The sequence below is a fragment of the Janthinobacterium sp. CG3 genome (assembly GCF_000344615.1).
Lineage (GTDB): Bacteria > Pseudomonadota > Gammaproteobacteria > Burkholderiales > Burkholderiaceae_D > Janthinobacterium.
Genome location: NZ_KB467824.1, coordinates 3,350,584 through 3,366,063, shown reverse-complemented (window position 1 = coordinate 3,366,063; position 15,480 = coordinate 3,350,584). Strand labels below are relative to the sequence as shown.

Annotated in this window: 12 protein-coding genes, 2 tRNA genes and 1 pseudogene; 3 read left to right on the top strand and 12 right to left on the bottom strand. The window is 68.1% G+C overall.

Annotated features, from left to right (window positions below; genetic code table 11):
- Positions 1–28: 28 nt before the first annotated feature.
- The 7 genes and pseudogenes from JANGC3_RS33285 to JANGC3_RS0114685 form a co-directional block, all read right to left on the bottom strand.
- A pseudogene (locus tag JANGC3_RS33285) lies at positions 29–520 on the bottom strand (hypothetical protein); the annotation flags it as partial.
- Positions 517–1,641, bottom strand: coding sequence for an MGDG synthase family glycosyltransferase (locus tag JANGC3_RS0114710; protein WP_026132998.1), 1,125 nt, complete (start codon positions 1,639–1,641; stop codon positions 517–519). The pseudogene JANGC3_RS33285 and the gene JANGC3_RS0114710, both read right to left, overlap by 4 nt.
- A 626-nt stretch (positions 1,642–2,267) precedes the next feature.
- A tRNA-Met gene (locus tag JANGC3_RS0114705) sits at positions 2,268–2,344 on the bottom strand.
- An 81-nt stretch (positions 2,345–2,425) separates the two neighbouring features.
- A tRNA-Met gene (locus JANGC3_RS0114700) sits at positions 2,426–2,502 on the bottom strand.
- A gap of 89 nt (positions 2,503–2,591) precedes the next feature.
- Positions 2,592–3,548 carry a tRNA (adenosine(37)-N6)-dimethylallyltransferase MiaA gene (gene miaA / locus JANGC3_RS0114695; protein WP_017877248.1) on the bottom strand — a complete coding sequence of 319 codons (957 nt, stop codon included), beginning with the start codon at positions 3,546–3,548 and terminating at the stop codon, positions 2,592–2,594.
- 136 nt (positions 3,549–3,684) lie between these two features.
- Positions 3,685–5,619 (bottom strand): DNA mismatch repair endonuclease MutL, encoded by a 1,935-nt coding sequence (gene mutL, locus JANGC3_RS0114690; protein ID WP_017877247.1) that lies wholly within the window; start codon positions 5,617–5,619, stop codon positions 3,685–3,687.
- A gap of 47 nt (positions 5,620–5,666) precedes the next feature.
- Positions 5,667–6,593 carry a peptidylprolyl isomerase gene (locus JANGC3_RS0114685; protein WP_017877246.1) on the bottom strand — a complete coding sequence of 309 codons (927 nt, stop codon included), beginning with the start codon at positions 6,591–6,593 and terminating at the stop codon, positions 5,667–5,669.
- A 255-nt stretch (positions 6,594–6,848) separates the two neighbouring features.
- Here JANGC3_RS0114685 and JANGC3_RS0114680 point away from each other — a divergent pair, with 255 nt between their 5' ends.
- Both JANGC3_RS0114680 and JANGC3_RS0114675 read left to right on the top strand, forming a co-directional pair.
- Positions 6,849–7,493: a VTT domain-containing protein gene (locus JANGC3_RS0114680; RefSeq protein WP_017877245.1), complete on the top strand. Its 645-nt coding sequence runs from the start codon at positions 6,849–6,851 to the stop codon at positions 7,491–7,493.
- A gap of 141 nt (positions 7,494–7,634) precedes the next feature.
- On the top strand, positions 7,635–8,666 hold the full coding sequence (locus JANGC3_RS0114675) for a carbonic anhydrase (RefSeq protein WP_017877244.1): 1,032 nt from the start codon (positions 7,635–7,637) through the stop codon (positions 8,664–8,666).
- Positions 8,667–8,801: 135 nt separating this feature from the next.
- Here JANGC3_RS0114675 and JANGC3_RS0114670 read toward each other — a convergent pair whose 3' ends face one another.
- Genes JANGC3_RS0114670 through tsaE form a run of 3 tightly spaced genes read right to left on the bottom strand, consistent with a single transcriptional unit; the run spans position 8,802 to position 11,511 of the window.
- Positions 8,802–9,638, bottom strand: a complete 837-nt coding sequence (locus tag JANGC3_RS0114670; RefSeq protein ID WP_017877243.1) for a D-hexose-6-phosphate mutarotase — start codon at positions 9,636–9,638, stop codon at positions 8,802–8,804.
- A gap of 17 nt (positions 9,639–9,655) precedes the next feature.
- A complete protein-coding gene (locus tag JANGC3_RS0114665; RefSeq protein ID WP_035787722.1) occupies positions 9,656–11,062 on the bottom strand; it encodes an N-acetylmuramoyl-L-alanine amidase in 1,407 nt (468 codons plus the stop codon).
- A complete protein-coding gene (gene tsaE / locus JANGC3_RS0114660) occupies positions 11,026–11,511 on the bottom strand; it encodes a tRNA (adenosine(37)-N6)-threonylcarbamoyltransferase complex ATPase subunit type 1 TsaE (protein WP_017877241.1) in 486 nt (161 codons plus the stop codon). Before tsaE ends, JANGC3_RS0114665 begins: the two co-directional genes overlap by 37 nt.
- 83 nt (positions 11,512–11,594) lie before the next feature.
- Between tsaE and queG the strand changes: the two genes are divergently transcribed.
- A complete protein-coding gene (queG, locus tag JANGC3_RS0114655; protein ID WP_017877240.1) occupies positions 11,595–12,680 on the top strand; it encodes a tRNA epoxyqueuosine(34) reductase QueG in 1,086 nt (361 codons plus the stop codon).
- Between the two features lie 89 nt (positions 12,681–12,769).
- Here the strand turns inward: queG and JANGC3_RS0114650 are convergent, their stop codons facing one another.
- Both JANGC3_RS0114650 and JANGC3_RS0114645 read right to left on the bottom strand, forming a co-directional pair.
- Positions 12,770–13,354, bottom strand: a complete 585-nt coding sequence (locus tag JANGC3_RS0114650; RefSeq protein WP_017877239.1) for a response regulator transcription factor — start codon at positions 13,352–13,354, stop codon at positions 12,770–12,772.
- A 10-nt stretch (positions 13,355–13,364) separates the two neighbouring features.
- Positions 13,365–15,377 (bottom strand): two-component system sensor histidine kinase NtrB, encoded by a 2,013-nt coding sequence (locus JANGC3_RS0114645; protein ID WP_017877238.1) that lies wholly within the window; start codon positions 15,375–15,377, stop codon positions 13,365–13,367.
- Positions 15,378–15,480 lie beyond the last annotated feature (103 nt).

The following is a 15,480-nucleotide window of genomic DNA, read 5'->3' as shown; positions in this document are numbered from 1 at the left end:
GGGGAGCGGAAAGGCGTTTCGTTTTATTCCTATAAGAAAAAGTGAGCAGGGCGGCGGCCAGCGCCAGCGACACCCAGTAATCGGTCGGCGCCAGCCACAGCCAGTGCTTGTGCCAAGCCACGTGGACCGGGTCGAAGCGTGCCAGGCCATAGGCCGGATTCAGGACGAACCAGAGGAAGTCCTCGACGATCCAGAACAGCATGATGCAGCCGAGCGCGCGGCACTCCAGGCGCGGCGACCACTGTTGCATGAAAAAGAATGGAAAATGGAAAAACAGCGCGATGAAGGGGAACACCCAGGCGTGGTAGCCGGTCATCGCCCGCCCGCCCCAGAAGATGTCGAGCAGCCAGTGCTGCTCGACGCGCCAGGTCGGCAGGTTGGCGGCCCAGCCGGCCGGCCCCTCGATCTGGATCTCGGTCTGCGCAAAGAACAGGCCGAGCAGCAGCACCCAGGCCAGCGTCAGGGCGATGCGCAGCGCCTGCCGCCGCGGCGGCAATAACGGCGTCGACGGCGCCGTCATGCCGGCAAGCCGCCCAGCACCCGTCGCAGCACCTGGCGCGCGGCGTCGGGGCGGCCCAGCGCCCTGGCCTTGGCGGCCATCTCGGCCAGCTTGGCCGGATTCTCCAGCAGGTGGCGCACGCGGTACTCCAGCGTCACGGCGTCGAAGGCCTTCAGCGCCACGCCCTGTTCGAGCAGGAAGTCGGCGTTGCGCTCTTCCTGGCCGGGAATCGGCGAATTGACGATCATCGGCAAGCCCATCGCCAGGCATTCCGAGCTGGTCAGGCCGCCCGGCTTGGTCACCACCAGGTCGGCGCAAGCCATCAGCCGCTCGACTTTGTCGGTGAAGCCCTGCGCCAGCAACCGGCCCGGGTGGCGCGCCGCCAGCGCCTGCAAGGCCGCCAGCGCCGCGGCGTTCTTCCCGGCCAATACGATCAACTGGAAATCGCCGTCCAGCGCCAGCAGCCGTTCGGCCACCTCGTCCAGGCTGCCCAGTCCGGCGCCGCCGCCCATCAGCAGGAAGGTGGTGCGGGCCGGGTCGAGCCCGAACCCGCGGGCGCACTCGGCCCGGTCGTGCGCCCGGGCGAAGGCCGGCATGATTGGAATGCCCGTCACGTGGATGCGCTCGGGGCCGATGTCGCAGGCGCGCATGCGGAACGCCACCTCGTCGCTGGCGGCGAAATAGCCGCTCATATGCTCGTGCACCCACATCCGGTGCAGGTCGAAGTCGGTGACCTGGACCCAAACCGGGCAGTGCAGTTCGCCCTTGCGCAGCGCCCGCGACAGGATTTCGGCCGGCAGGAAGTGCGTGCAGACGATCGCGTCCGGCTTGAACGCGGCGATTTCCTTCAGCAGCGCGCGGGTGTTGAGGCGCTCGACGCCGCGCCGCAGCCGCTGCATCGAACTGTCGGGCTGGGCCTCGTTGGTGGCGTGGTACAGATAGCCCCACAGCGTCGGCGCCTTGTTCACCAGCGTGATGTAAAAGTCGGTATACAGCTTGCGAAAGCCGGCCGTCACGAAGTTCATCACGTCCAGATGGCTGGCGACGACGTCGGCGCCGGCGTGGGCGCGGATCGCCTCGGCCGCGCGCATGTGGCCGGCGCCTGCGGAAACGCTTAACAAGAGGATTTTTTTCGGTGTCATCGGAACAGTGGGGTGGTCCCGGCATGCGCCGGAGGTGAATCGGGTAGCGGGAATCGGCTGGCCGCCGGCGCGATCCGGGGCGTTGCCGCCGCCGCGCGTGCGCGGAAGCAATCATACCAGATTGCGTAATTGATAAGTCATCGCTGCTCAACGGGAAAAACCGCTAGACGGCGTAACTATCCCGAATCATTTTATGCCGCCAAATTCGGTAACGACTCTATAGCTCGACGACCGGCTATCGCCGCACTACCGAGGTTTGCCAGCTGCGAGAGCGCACCTCAGGACGATCGAACATCAGACGTGGGTGCGCTGGCGGCGGCAACTTGGCTTTTTTCGCTATCGGTGAGCGCGCTTCAAAAGCTTGTCTCGGCTGTGTAGGAAGCCGATGCGCTAGCAAATTTGCCAGTGCACACCTTGCCACCGGCGGCTTCGTCACCCGGCTTGGCGTGTCGAACCTGGACGTCGCTTAGCCGTAGCACGAGCTGTTGGCGCCATGGCTTGACGTTGGGATCCAAAAGGCCGGATGTCGGCGAACGTCCTCGAACGTCAGCGAACAAAAAACCCGCAGGTCTCAAAGGGAGAGCTGCGGGTTTTCGGCCTTCTTGCTACTTCTTAAGACTAATTCTTGGTGGTGATAGGTGGACTTGAACCACCGACCCCAGCATTATGAATGCTGTGCTCTAACCAACTGAGCTATATCACCCAACAGCCCGGCATGACCCGGTCGCTGGTAAAACAGAAATGGCGCAGTCTTGAACCGCTCCGTGCCGCCTCTGGATGTTCTTGGTGGTGATAGGTGGACTTGAACCACCGACCCCAGCATTATGAATGCTGTGCTCTAACCAACTGAGCTATATCACCCAACAGCCGAGCATTATCCGGGCTTCGCTTTTCTTTGTCAAGACAGGTGCCGGAAAAACTGCGTTTTCGCCTGCCGGCCGCTTCCAATGTTATTTATTTAACACCGCCATGTGCGCCAGCATCGCGCCGGCGGGGTCCGCGCCCAGGCAGTCGACGACGACGCGCTCGGGCATCGAGCGCAGCCAGGTCATCTGGCGCTTGGCCAGCTGGCGCGTGGCGATGATGCCGGTCTCGCGCAGCGCGGCGAAGTCGATGCGCCCGTCCAGGTAGTCCCAGGCCTGGCGGTAGCCGACGCAGCGCATCGACGGCAGGCCGGGGTGCAGGTCGCCGCGCCGGCGCAGCGTCTCCACTTCGCCGATCAGGCCGCCGTTGCCGTCGTCCTCGGCCAGCATCGCGTCGAAGCGCGCGGCGATGCGGGCGTGCAGCACGGCGCGCTCGGACGGTTCCAGCGCGAACGACAGCAGCGTGAACGGCAGCACGGTTTTTTCGCGCAGCGCCAGCAGCTCGGACATCGGCTTGCCGCACAGGGCGATGATTTCCAGCGCGCGCTGGATGCGCTGGGCGTCGTTCGGCGCCAGCCGCGCGCCGGTGGCCGGGTCCAGCGCCTGCAGGCGCGCGTGCATCGCCGGCCAGCCCACCACGGCCGCTTCGGCCTCCAGTTCGGCGCGCAGCACCGGGTCGGCGCCCGGCAGCTCGTCGAGGCCGTCGGCCAGGCCTTTGAAGTACAACATGGTGCCGCCGACCAGTAGCGGTAGCTTGCCGCGCGCCGTGATGTCGGCCACCAGGGCCAGCGTATCGGCGCGGAACTGCGCCACCGAGTAGGCGTCGAGCGGGTCGAGGATGTCGATCAGGTGGTGCGGCGCGCTGGCGAGTTCGGCGGCGGTGGGCTTGGCGGTGCCGATGTCCATGCCGCGGTACACCAGCGCAGAGTCGACCGAGATGATCTCGGACGGGATTTGGCGCGCGATGGCCAGCGCGGCGGCGGTCTTGCCGGACGCGGTCGGACCCATGATGGCGACGGCGAGCGGTTTGGTGGTGTTTGTCATGGTGCGGTTCTTTGAGACGTGTGGGTGTTAAAGCAAGGGCGCAAACCAGGGGCCAGACCCCTCGCGCCAAGGCGAGAAGGCATGGCCCCGGCTGGTTGCCCGGGGGTTTAATTTTTTTGCGGCGGCCCGCTTGCGCTTATTGGCCGCGCAGGAACAGTTTGTCGAGCGCGCCGATGTCAACTTGCACCCAGGTCGGCCGGCCGTGGTTGCACTGGTCGGCCCGCTCGGTATGCTCCATCTGGCGCAGCAGCGCGTTCATTTCCTGCACCGACAGGATGCGGTTGGCGCGCACCGCCGTGTGGCAGGCGAGGGTGCCGAGCAGTTCGTTCTGGCGCTCGATCAGCACGCGCGAGCCGCCGTATTCGCGCACGTCGCGCAGCACGTCGCGCGCCAGCGTCTGGGCGTCGGCGTTCTTCAGCAGCGTCGGCACCGAGCGCACCGCCAGCGTGGTCGGCGACAGCGCGGCGATGTCGAAGCCGAGCGCCTTCAGCGTCTCCTGGTTGTCGTTGGCGGTGGCCACTTCGATGGCGTCGGCGTAGAAGGTGATCGGAATCAGCAGCGCCTGCACCTGCATGTCCTGGCCGCAGACTTGCGCCTCCAGCGCCGTCTTCAACTGCTCGTACAGGATGCGCTCGTGCGCGGCGTGCATGTCGACCAGCACCAGGCCCTTGGTGTTCTGCGCCAGGATGTAGATGCCGTGCAGCTGCGCCAGCGCGAAGCCGAGCGGATGCTCGTCCTGCGCCATCGCCGCCGCCGAGGCCGTGTATGGCGTGGCCGGCTGCGCCGCCGCGGGGCCGGCGCCGGCGCCGAACAGCGCGCCGTAGCTGCTGCTGCTCTGGACCACGCCGCCGCCGGCGGCGGCGTCGTGCAGCGCGCGCGCCGACGGGCCGAACGGCGACGGCGAGAACGTCGCCGAGAACTGCGGTCCGAACGAGGTCTGGGTTTGCTCGCGGCGCCACATGCCGGCGCCGCCGCCCGCCGCCTGGTCCGCCGCGCCCGGCTCGGCCGCGCCGCCGCCCAGGCCGGCGCCGGCCGGTTGTGGCGACTGCACGCTGCCGAAGGCGGTGGCCGAGGTCTGCGCCAGCGCGCGCTGCACCGCGTGGAAGACGAACTGGTGCACCGCGCGGCCGTCGCGGAAACGCACCTCGATCTTCGACGGGTGGACGTTGACGTCGACCAGCGACGGGTCCAGGTCGAGCGCCAGCACGTACGAGGGGAAGCGGTCGCCGTGCAGCACGTCCTGGTAGGCCGCGCGCACCGCGTGCACCAGCAGTTTGTCGCGCACGTAGCGCCCGTTCACGTAGAAGAACTGGCCGTCGGCGCGCGCCTTGGAGGCGGTCGGCAGGCCGGCGAAGCCGTGCAGGCGCAGCGGCCCGGCCGTTTCGTCGAGCGCCAGCCGGGCCTGGGCGAAGCCGTCGCCGAGGATGTGGGCGCTGCGCCTGGCCATTTCGCTGACGTTCCAATGGTCGATGGCGCGGCCGTTGTGGGTCAGCGAGAACGACACGTCTGGGCGCGCCAGCGCGATGCGTCGCACCACCTCGGCGCAGTGGCCGAACTCGGTCTGCTCGGATTTCAGGAACTTGCGCCGCGCCGGCGTGTTGAAGTACAGGTCGAGCACGTCGACGGTGGTGCCGTGCGCGCCCGACGAGGGCGCCACGCCGCCGGTGTGCGAACCGACGATTTCCCAGGCGTGGGCGGCGTCGGCGGTGCGCGAGGTGACGGTGACGGCGGCGACCGAGGCGATCGAGGCCAGCGCCTCGCCGCGAAAGCCCAGCGTGCCGACGTTTTCCAGGTCGCTCAGCGAGGCGATCTTCGAGGTGGCGTGGCGCGCCAGCGCCAACGGCAACTGCTCGGGCGCGATGCCGCGGCCGTTGTCGGTGATGGCGATGCGCTTGACGCCGCCTTCCTCCAGCCGCACGGTGATCTGCGTCGCGCCCGAGTCGAGCGCGTTCTCCAGCAATTCCTTGACGACGGCGGACGGCCGCTCGACCACCTCGCCGGCGGCGATTTGCGAAATCAGTTGGTCGGGCAGGGCCTGGATCGGGCGGTGGGGCGTGATGGGAGCGTTCATGCCCAGATTATAGCGTTTTGGCGGGCCGCCGCGCCGCCGGGTTTTTCTCAGTTCCCGGCTTGCTCGCGCACCGGAATGGGCGCGTTGCATAGCTCGACGTAGCCGGCCGCGACCTTGCTCCATGGGCCGCCGCGGTTGCGCTGCGCCTCGACGGCGGCCTGGTAGGTCGCCGTCTCGGTGCGCATCACCTCGATATGGCTGCGCTCGGCCGGGGCGACGTCGGCGGCCAGGCGGATCGCGCTGATCGGCACGTTTTTCCCCGGCTGGTCGTAAAAGCCCATCGCCGCGGCGCCGCGCGGCAGCGTCGACAACAGCGGCATGCCGGCGACGACGCGGCCGATGACGGTGATGTTGCGGTCCAGGTGGCGCGGCGCGTGGCCGATCACCGCGTACAGCTCGGCGCCGCCGCCGCTGTCGCTGGCGTTGTCGCGTCCGACCCCGACCGTGCCGTAGCAGTGCGCCAGCCAGGCCGTGCCGCTTTTCGGGTCGCGCGCCGACGGGAAGCCGTTCGAGTGGCCGACCTGCGCCGCGTAGCCGTCGCGGTCGGGCAGGCGGGTGAAGGCGCCGGCGCTCTTCAGCGGCACGGTGAATTCGCCGGCCAGCGTGCGCTGCGCCGTTTTCATCGGCTTGAGGTTCTTCTCGTCCGGGTCGCCCCACTGCACCACCCAGTTGTCTTGCGAACGCAGGATCGCCAGGCCGTCGTAATACCGCTCCCGCACCAGCGCCTTGATGTTGGCGACGTGCCTGGGCGCGAACGCCGGCGCCATCTCGATAACGACGCGCCCGGCCGGGATCTCCAGGTACAGCGTGTGCTCCGCGTCGAGCGGGCGCCAGTCGGACGCCTTGGACGCCTTGATGACGTCGGCCAGGGTCGGCTTGGCGGCGGCCGGGCCGGCGCCGGCCAACGCCGGCACAAGGGCCAGCGCCAGCGTCGCGGCGGCGCGGCCGGTTGGTACGGAGGTGAAAGCGTGCATGTTGAAGTCTCCTGGCAGGGGCCGGAACGGGGCGGCGCCGCGGTCTCGGTTGCCGGCGATTGTAAACTGGAATATAGTCAATTAGGAAACTTCTGCCTTGGCCGGATTGGCGCCGGCGCCGCGTTGGCCGGCGCCGCCCCGGCCGATCACGCCGCCCGGCGACTATTACCGTGATAATCACGAAATATCCCGACGCGGAGCGCCGATCCGTCTCTGCCTTGGTGTATGATTCCGCCGCGACCTTTAGGAAAATATATGGATTTTGTGCAATTACTCGACATGCTCGTGCATGTCGACAAGACGCTTGGCATTCTCATCGCCCAATATGGCACGCTGGTCTACGCGGTGCTGTTCGCAATCATTTTTTGTGAAACCGGGGTGGTGTTTCTGTTTTTCTTCCCGGGCGACACGCTGCTGTTCATTGCCGGCGCCTTTTGCGCGACCGGGCACATGGACCTGCGCCTGTTGATGTTCCTACTAGTGACGGCCGCCGTTTCCGGCAGCACCCTCAATTATTGGATCGGCGAGGCCATCGGCCACCGCGTGTTCACCCACGACTACCGTTGGATCAACAAGGATGCGCTGCGCCGCACCCACGATTTCTTCGAAAAACACGGCGGCAAGACCATCATCCTGGCGCGCTTCGTGCCGGTGGTGCGCACCTTCGCGCCCTTCGTCGCCGGGGTTTCCGACATGACGCACACACGCTACCAGTTGTACAACGTCACCGGCGCGCTGATCTGGGTGGTCGGCCTGGTGACGGCGGGTTACTTCTTCGGCAATATCCCGCAGGTGCGCGACAACCTGACCCTGATCGTGCTGATCGGCGTCGGCGTGGCGGTTGTCCCGATCATGCTGGGCGGGCTGTGGAAGCTGAGCCGCAAAATGTTGCGCCGCTAAGCCATTTCCCGCACGCAAGGCTGCGGCGCCCGCCGCAGCCGGCCGTTTTCAAGATATTTCTCCAGTGCATGGCCGGCACGTCTCAAGTTTCCCCCTGTTACTGCCGTATACCAGAGTGTATTTTTCACTTTCTGGAATCCCATGCGCAACCTGATCGCCCTGTTAGCTGGCAGTTTCATCACGATGGCGGCGGGCGCGAACGACGCCCCGGCGCCGGCGGCCAAAACCATTACCGACTCGGCCTTGCCGAAGCAGATCTCGTCGCCGGTGATGCAAAAGAACGTGCTCGCGCCGGTCGGGCCGGGCGCCGCCGCGCTGTCCAGCCGCGCCAAGGAGGAACAGGCCGAGGTCGACCTGTCGGCGAAGATCGCCGCGCGCCTGGCCGAGATGCGCGCCACCCAGGCCGCGCGCGTGGCTGGCGCCGCGCGCGCCCGCAAGGCGGCCGGCGCCGCCGCGGCGCAGGCCGCGGCGGCGCCGGCGGTGGTCAAGAACCTCCACGGCAACCACTGGTCCTACGAGGGCGAAAGCGGGCCGGCCAACTGGAGCAAGATCAATTCCGACTGGACCCGCTGCGGCACCGGCTCGCGCCAGTCGCCGATCGACATCCGCGACGGCATGAAGGTCGACCTGGAACAGATCAGCTTTGACTACAAGCCGTCCTCGTTCAACGTCGTCGACAACGGCCACACGGTGCAGGTCGGCGTCGGCGGCGGCAACTACCTGACGGTGCAGGGGCGCATGTACGAGCTGCTGCAATTCCACTTCCACCGTCCGTCGGAGGAGCGCATCAACGGCAAGGGCTATGAAATGGTGGTGCACCTGGTGCACAAGGACGCCGAGGGCAAGCTGGCGGTGCTGGCGATCCTGCTGGAACGGGGCCGCCCGCAAAGCACCATCCAAACCGTGTGGAACAACCTGCCGCTGGAAAAGCACGAGGTGGCGTCGCCGTCCATCGTGCTCGATCCGATGGAGATGCTGCCGCAGCGGCGCGACTATTTCACCTATATGGGCTCGCTGACCACGCCGCCGTGCAGCGAGGGCGTGCTGTGGCTGGTGATGAAGGAGCCGCAACAGGCGTCGCCGGCGCAGATGGCGCTGTTCAGCCGCCTGTATCCGCTGAACGCGCGGCCGATCCAGACCAGCTCGGGGCGCATGATCAAGGAATCGAATTAGGCGTAATGTGGTCGTCGTGGGTCGGGTTAGCCCGTATGGGCGTAAGCCGACCGGCGTCGGCGGCGGCCCGGCGTCGGCTGACGCTGGCCTCGGCGGCCCCCGCGTCCGACCGACGCTTGGTTCCGGCTGCGGCGCCTAGCCCGCGACGATGCGCTGCAGGCCGGTCCATTCGGCGCCGGCGGCCAGCACGTCCGGTTCGATCAGCGCCGCCTCGACGCAGACGAAGCGGCGGTATTCCTCGTCTTCCATGTCGGTCAGCGCGGCCGCGTCGGCGGCGCCCGGATTCCACACCACCGCGTCGGTGAAGCCGTCTTGCTCCAGGCGCAGGCTGGCGTCGCCGCCGCGCAGCGTCAGCGCCACCGGCAACTGGTAGTAAATCCGGTCCAGCTTGTCGCTGAAAGCCAACGCCGGGGTTTCCTGCAGCGCCACGGCGCCGTTCTCGTCGCAATAGCGCACATGCTGCAGGCCGGCCAGTTCGCAGTGTTCCAGCTGGTCGACCAGGAAATAGCTGTGCAGCGCCGCCGAGAACGGGAACGCTTCGGTGCCGCTGTTGAGCACGCTAAACGACAGGTTCAGGCCGTCGCCGTGCAGCGCCACGCGCAACGTCAATTCGAAGGCGAACGGCCAGGCCGCCGCCAACTCGGGCGGCAGGTCGGCGGCGGCCAGGCTGAACCGGGCGAACTCGTCCTCGCCGTCGCGGCCGCCGCCGCTCAGGCGCCAGTGGCACACGCGCGCGAAGCCGTGGCGCAGGCCGTCGCCGCGGGCGCCGAATTGCGGGAAGATCAGCGGCACGCCGCCGCGGATGGCGCGGCTGCCGTCCAGCGCCGAGCGGGCGCTGCGGAACAGGCGCTCGCGCCCGTCCGCCGTTTGCCACGAGACCAGGTGGCCGCCGTACAGCGTGACGATGGCCTGGGCGCCGTCGGCGGCGCTGATGCGCACCGCCGGCAGCTTGCCGAATTCAATCATTTGCATCGGAAGTCCTTGTGCGTTTAGGTCTGGCGGCTTTTCGCCAGCGGCGGGTTTTTGGCGAAATAGCGCCGGATGCCGGTGACGATGGCCTCGGCCAGCTTGTCCTGGTAGGCGTTGTCGGTCAGTTTGGCCTCTTCCTCCGGGTTCGAGATGAACGCCGTCTCGATCAGGATGGAGGGAATGTCGGGCGCCTTCAACACCGCGAAGCCGGCCTGCTCGACCGAACCCTTGTGCAGCCGGTTGATGCCGCCGATTTCGTTGAGCACGGCCTTGCCCAGCTTCAGGCTGTCGTTGATCTGCGCCGTCGTCGACAGGTCGAACAGCACGCTGGCGAGCTGCTTGTCCTGGCTCTTGTTGATGTTGACGCCGCCGATCGAGTCGGCCAGGTTTTCCTTGTTCGCCAGCCAGCGCGCCGCCGTCGAGCTGGCGCCTTTTTCGGACAGCACGAACACCGACGAGCCGCGCGCGCTGGGTTCGACGAAGGCGTCGGCGTGGATCGAGACGAACAGGTCGGCTTGCACCTTGCGCGCCTTTTCCACGCGCATCCCCAGCGGCACGAAAAAGTCGGCGTCGCGGGTCATCATCACGCGGATGTTCGGCTGCTCTTCCAGCTTGGCCTTGAGGCGCTTGGCGATGGCCAGCACCACGTCCTTCTCGCGGCTGCCGCCGCGGCCGCTGGCGCCGGGGTCCTCGCCGCCGTGGCCGGGGTCGAGCGCGATGGTGATCATGCGCAGCACCTTTTGCGGCGCCGCCGGCTTGCCGTCGGGCCGGCGTTCGGGCTTGTGCTCGGGCTTGGGCGGCGCCGCCTCGGCCACGTCGGGCTTGGCAAGCTCCGGCAACGGCTGCGGCGCCACCGCAACCGGCGCCGGCGGCGCCGGCTGCTCCGGCGCGGCCGTCGTCAGCGGCGGTTTGGCGTCGCTCGACCATTCGCGCTTCTCGATCATGGCGGCGATCAGGTCCGGCTGGCGCACCGGGTACAGGTCGAAAATCAGGCGGTGCTGGTAGGCGCCGACCGGGGCCAGCGTAAACACCTGCGGCTTGACCTCCTCCTTCAGGTCGAACACCAGGCGCACCACGTTGGGCCGGTTCTGGCCGACCCTGACCTGCTGGATGTACGGGTCGCCCGACTGGATCTTGGCGACCAGGCCCTTCAAGGTCGGATTCAACTCCAGCCCCTCGATGTCGACGACCATGCGTTCGGGGTCCTTGACGATGAAGTGGGTGACCTTGAGCACGCTGTCGTTTTCCAGCGTGACGCGGGTATAGTCCTCGGCCGGCCAGACCCGCACCGCGAGGATTTGCGCGGCGTGGGCGGCGTGCGGCGCCAGCACCGACAGCAGCAGGGTGGCGCCGGCCTTGAGGACGGTGCGCCGGGTTACGGGCTGGGCGCTCACAGATTGGGGGCGAATTTGAGGCGTTGGAGGCATGACAGACCCAGTTCAGACGACGCTTGCAATTTTACATCACGGCCCTGGCCCGCCACTTCCAGGTAAATATCCAGGTCGGCCGGCGGCAGCACCGGCTCGGCCTTCTCCGGCCACTCGACGATGCAGATGTTGGCGCCGTCGAAGTCCTCGCGAAAGCCGGCGTCGAGGAATTCCTCCGGGCTGCCCATGCGGTACAGGTCGAAATGGATGACGTTGACGTCGCGCCCGTCCAGCGCCACGCGGTACGGCTCGGACAGGGTGTAGGTCGGGCTTTTGACGTGGCCGGCGTGGCCGGCCGCGTGCAGCAGCGCGCGCGTCAGCGCGGTCTTGCCGGCGCCGAGGTCGCCGTGCAGGTAAATCGCCAGGCCGGGCGCCAGCGCGCGCGCCAGCGCGGCGCCCAGGGCGGCGGTGCCGGCTTCGTCGTGGAGGTGGGCTGTAAAATGCTGCATCGAATAGAATGTCGTCTAATTGTCCGGGTGTCCGCGGTTGCGGCCTTGCCCATTGTAACCGCGAGTGAAACCGAAGTCCGAGCATGCCTGCCAACCAAACCGATTTAGCCGACCTGGCGCGCACCATCAAAAGCTGGGGGACGCAGCTGGGCTTCGCCGAAGTGCGCATCGCCGACGTCGACCTGGCGCACTGCGAGGCCGGCCTGCAAGCCTGGCTGGACGCCGGTTTCCACGGCGACATGGATTATATGGCAAGCCACGGCATGAAGCGCGCCCGTCCGGCCGAACTGGTGCCCGGCACGGTGCGCGCCATCTGCGCGCGCATGGACTACCTGCCGGCGGCGCTGGCGCCGGACTGGCGCGCGGCCGAGGCGGCGCGCCTGGCCGAGCCGGGCGCCGCCGTGGTCTCGGTGTACGCCCGCGGCCGCGACTACCACAAGGTGATGCGCGCGCGCCTGCAGCAGTTGGCCGAGCGCATCCGCGGCGTCGCCGGCGAGTTCGGCTTTCGCGTCTTCACCGACTCGGCGCCGGTGCTGGAGGCGGCGCTGGCCGAGAAGGCCGGCCTGGGCTGGCGCGGCAAGCACACGCTGTTGATCAACCGCCAGGGCGGCTCCTTCTTCTTCCTCGGCGAAATTTTGGTCGACCTGGCGCTGCCGGTGGACGCGCCGGAGACGCCGCACTGCGGCCAGTGCCAGGCCTGCATCACGGTGTGCCCGACCCGGGCCATCCTCGGGCCGGGGCGGGTCGACGCGCGCCGCTGCATCTCCTACCTGACGATCGAGCTGAAGGACAGCATCCCGGTCGAGCTGCGCCCGCTGATCGGCAACCGCGTCTACGGCTGCGACGATTGCCAGACCGCCTGCCCGTGGAACAAGTTCGCCCAGCGCGCGCTGCTGCCCGACTTCGACGAGCGCCACGGCCTGGGCCGGGCCTCGATGGTCGAGCTGTTCGCCTGGACCGAGGACGAGTTCAACAAGCGCATGGAGGGCAGCGCGGTGCGCCGCATCGGCCACCAGCGCTGGTTGCGCAACCTGGCCGTCGGCATGGGCAACGCCGCCGAACAGGCCAAGGGCGCGCCGGCGATTGTCGCCGCGCTGGAGTCGCGCCGCGGCGACGCCTCGGCGCTGGTGCGCGAGCACGTCGAATGGGCGCTGGCGCGCCACCGCTGAACCGCGGCCCGCCGAAACCTCATTTGTAGGACGGCCTAGCGCGGCGTAACCCGACACGTCCGCGGCGGTCGATAGGTCGGCGTCCCGGCCTACTTCAACAACCCGGCCAGTTCGACGGCGGTCTTGACGTGCATCTTGTCGAAGATGTTGGCGCGGTGCACCTCGACCGTGCGCATGCTGATGCCCAGCTTGTCGGCCACCACCTTGTTCATTTTGCCGGCCAGGATCAGTTCCAGCACTTCGCGTTCGCGCGCCGACAGCGTCGCCAGGCGCGCGTGCACCGCCGCCAGTTCGCCGGCCTGGCGCGCGCCGGCCAGGCCCTGCTCGACCCGGTCCATCAGGGCGTTGTCGTTGAACGGCTTCTCGAAAAAGTCGAAGGCGCCGCGCTTGAGGCTGTCGACCGCCATCGGCACGTCGCCGTGGCCGGTCAGGAAGATCACCGGCAGGCGCTGCGCCAGCCCCAGCCGCACCAGCTGGTCGAACACCGCCACGCCGTTCATGTCGGGCATGCGCACGTCCAGCAGCACGCAGTCGCCGAGCGGGTCGAACTGGCCGCCTGCGCCGTCCAGGAAGGCGCGCGCGCTGGTGTAGGTGCAGGCGGCGATGCCGCGCGAGCCGGCCAGCCAGGATAGCGAGGCGCGCACCACTTCTTCATCGTCGACAATATGCAGCATGGCAAAACTCCTAGTGCTCGCGCGCCGCCGGCAGCGCGAAGGTGAAGATGGTGCCGCCGTCCGGGTTGGCGGCGTGGCTCAGGGTGCCGCCGTGGAATTCGATGGCGGTGCGGCAGATGTTCAAGCCCATGCCCATGCCCTCGGCCTTGGTCGAGAAGAACGGCGAGAACAAGCGCTCGGCGACGTCGGCGGCGATGCCGTGGCCCTGGTCGATGACGGCCAGCGCCACCTGCGCCAGGGCGGCGTCGTAGCGCGCCTCGATGCGCATCACGCGCCGCTCCGGGGCGACGTGCTGCATCGCCTCGATGCCGTTGCGGGTCAGGTTCAGCAGCACCTGCTCGATCATTACGCGGTCGGCGCGCACCGGCGGCAGGCCGGCCGGGATGCGCGTTTGCACCACCACGTAGAACTGGCGCGCCTGCAGCTCGATCAGCGCTGCGATGCCTTCAAGCAGCGCGGCGATCGCCAGCCGCTGCCGTTCGGTGTCCCGTTTCTTGACGAACTCATGCACGCTGCGTATGATCTGGCCGGCTCTTTGCGCCTGCGCGCTGGCCTGTTCCAGGGCCGGTTTCAGCAGCGCGCTGTCGAGCCCCCGGCCGGCGCCGTCGGCGCGTTCGAGCAGGTTCAGCGCGCCGGTGGTGTAGCTGGAAATCGCCGCCAGCGGCTGGTTCAATTCGTGCGCCAGCATCGAGGCGATTTCGCCCATCGTTGCCAGGCGCGCGCTGGTCTGCAGCTTTTCCTGCTGCTGCCGGTTGAGCTCCTCGATCCGCTTGCGGTCCGAAATGTCGAGGATCGACCCCATCCACCCGGTTTGCCGCCCTTCGTTGTCGACCAGCGGCGCCTCGAAAATGAGCACCGGCACGCGGGCGCCGTCGCGGCGCTGGAAGATGGTCTCGAACTGAGGCGTGATGGTGCCGGCCAGCACGCCGGCGAAGCGCCGCTGGTAGTCGGCCATCGCCTCCGGCGCCCAGTACGGCATCGGCGGCAGCTTGCCCACCAGCTCATGCTCCGGGTAGCCGACGATCTGGCAGAAGGCCGGGTTGACGTAGGTGACGCGGCCCTCCAGGTCGCGCGCGCGCAGGCCCGTCACCAGCGAGTTTTCCATCGCCGTGCGAAACGACATCTGCTGGCGCAGCGCGCCCTCGGCGGCGAGCCGGCGCGAAATGTGGCGCCACAGCGCGTGCAGGCTCCACAGCAGTCCCAGCGAGAGCGCGATCACCGACCCCACCAGCAGGTTAGGCAGCAGCCGCGGTTCGCTCTTGACGCTGTCGGTAAACAGCGTCACGGAGGCGCCCGGCAGGTCGAGCGCGCGCTTGTGGGTGTAGACGCCGCGGCCCGGGCCGGCGGCGGCGCGCCGCGCCAGCGTCTGGTCGTCGCGGTCGATCAGGGTGATCTGGTTGTCCTGGGCGAACCACCACGGCACCATCTCGTCGAGCAGGCCGTCGACGCGGTAGGTGGCGACCAGGCTGCCGAGGTAGCGGCCGTCGCGCAACAGCGGCAGGTGGTAATCCATCAGCGCCGCGGCCGGCGCGGCGCCGGGCTGGCGCGGCGGCGGCGCCGGCTGGCTGTATTGGCCGCTGCGGGCGCGGCGCGCATGCTCGGCGGCGGCGGCCGAGGCGGCGCCGAACGGCACCGGCACCGGCGCCGGCGGGCTGGCCTCGCTCGAACCGGCCGGCCGGCCGCGCTCGTCGAGCCACAGCACGCGCTGCAGTTCGTGGCTGTTTTTCAGTAACTGGCGCAGGCGCGCGCGCACGGCGTCGGCGTCGAGCCGGCCGGCGCCGATGTCGGCGCCCAGGCCGGCCAGCGCCTCTTCGTTGCGCGCCAGCTGGAAACGGATGGTCTGCTCGACCCACAGGGTGTCGGCGATCAGTTGCTCCTGGCGCTCGTTGCTTTCCATCTGGCGCGCCTGCCACGGCAGCCAGAACAGGATCGCCAGGAAGAACAGCAGCAGTACGACCGGCAACAACCAGCGCAGGTGGCCGGTCAATTGTGCGCGGCGCGCGAGCGGAAACGGATTTATCATCGCAACAGGGTAGCGCTTTGTGGATCGCGCGCTATTGTGGTTTTCCACAGTGGCGGCGCGGCCGACTGTCAGACAGTATCAGCGAAACTCTTAGAATAAAAGT

Excerpts from the sequence above, each read along its gene's own strand:
- JANGC3_RS0114710 (WP_026132998.1), bottom strand. The coding sequence starts at position 1,641 with ATGACACCGAAAAAAATCCTCTTGTTAAGCGTTTCCGCAGGCGCCGGC.
- miaA (WP_017877248.1), bottom strand. The coding sequence starts at position 3,548 with ATGACAAACACCACCAAACCGCTCGCCGTCGCCATCATGGGTCCGACC.
- mutL (WP_017877247.1), bottom strand. The coding sequence starts at position 5,619 with ATGAACGCTCCCATCACGCCCCACCGCCCGATCCAGGCCCTGCCCGAC.
- JANGC3_RS0114685 (WP_017877246.1), bottom strand. The coding sequence starts at position 6,593 with ATGCACGCTTTCACCTCCGTACCAACCGGCCGCGCCGCCGCGACGCTG.
- JANGC3_RS0114680 (WP_017877245.1), top strand. The coding sequence starts at position 6,849 with ATGGATTTTGTGCAATTACTCGACATGCTCGTGCATGTCGACAAGACG.
- JANGC3_RS0114675 (WP_017877244.1), top strand. The coding sequence starts at position 7,635 with ATGCGCAACCTGATCGCCCTGTTAGCTGGCAGTTTCATCACGATGGCG.
- JANGC3_RS0114670 (WP_017877243.1), bottom strand. The coding sequence starts at position 9,638 with ATGCAAATGATTGAATTCGGCAAGCTGCCGGCGGTGCGCATCAGCGCC.
- JANGC3_RS0114665 (WP_035787722.1), bottom strand. The coding sequence starts at position 11,062 with ATGCCTCCAACGCCTCAAATTCGCCCCCAATCTGTGAGCGCCCAGCCC.
- tsaE (WP_017877241.1), bottom strand. The coding sequence starts at position 11,511 with ATGCAGCATTTTACAGCCCACCTCCACGACGAAGCCGGCACCGCCGCC.
- queG (WP_017877240.1), top strand. The coding sequence starts at position 11,595 with ATGCCTGCCAACCAAACCGATTTAGCCGACCTGGCGCGCACCATCAAA.
- JANGC3_RS0114650 (WP_017877239.1), bottom strand. The coding sequence starts at position 13,354 with ATGCTGCATATTGTCGACGATGAAGAAGTGGTGCGCGCCTCGCTATCC.
- JANGC3_RS0114645 (WP_017877238.1), bottom strand. The coding sequence starts at position 15,377 with ATGATAAATCCGTTTCCGCTCGCGCGCCGCGCACAATTGACCGGCCAC.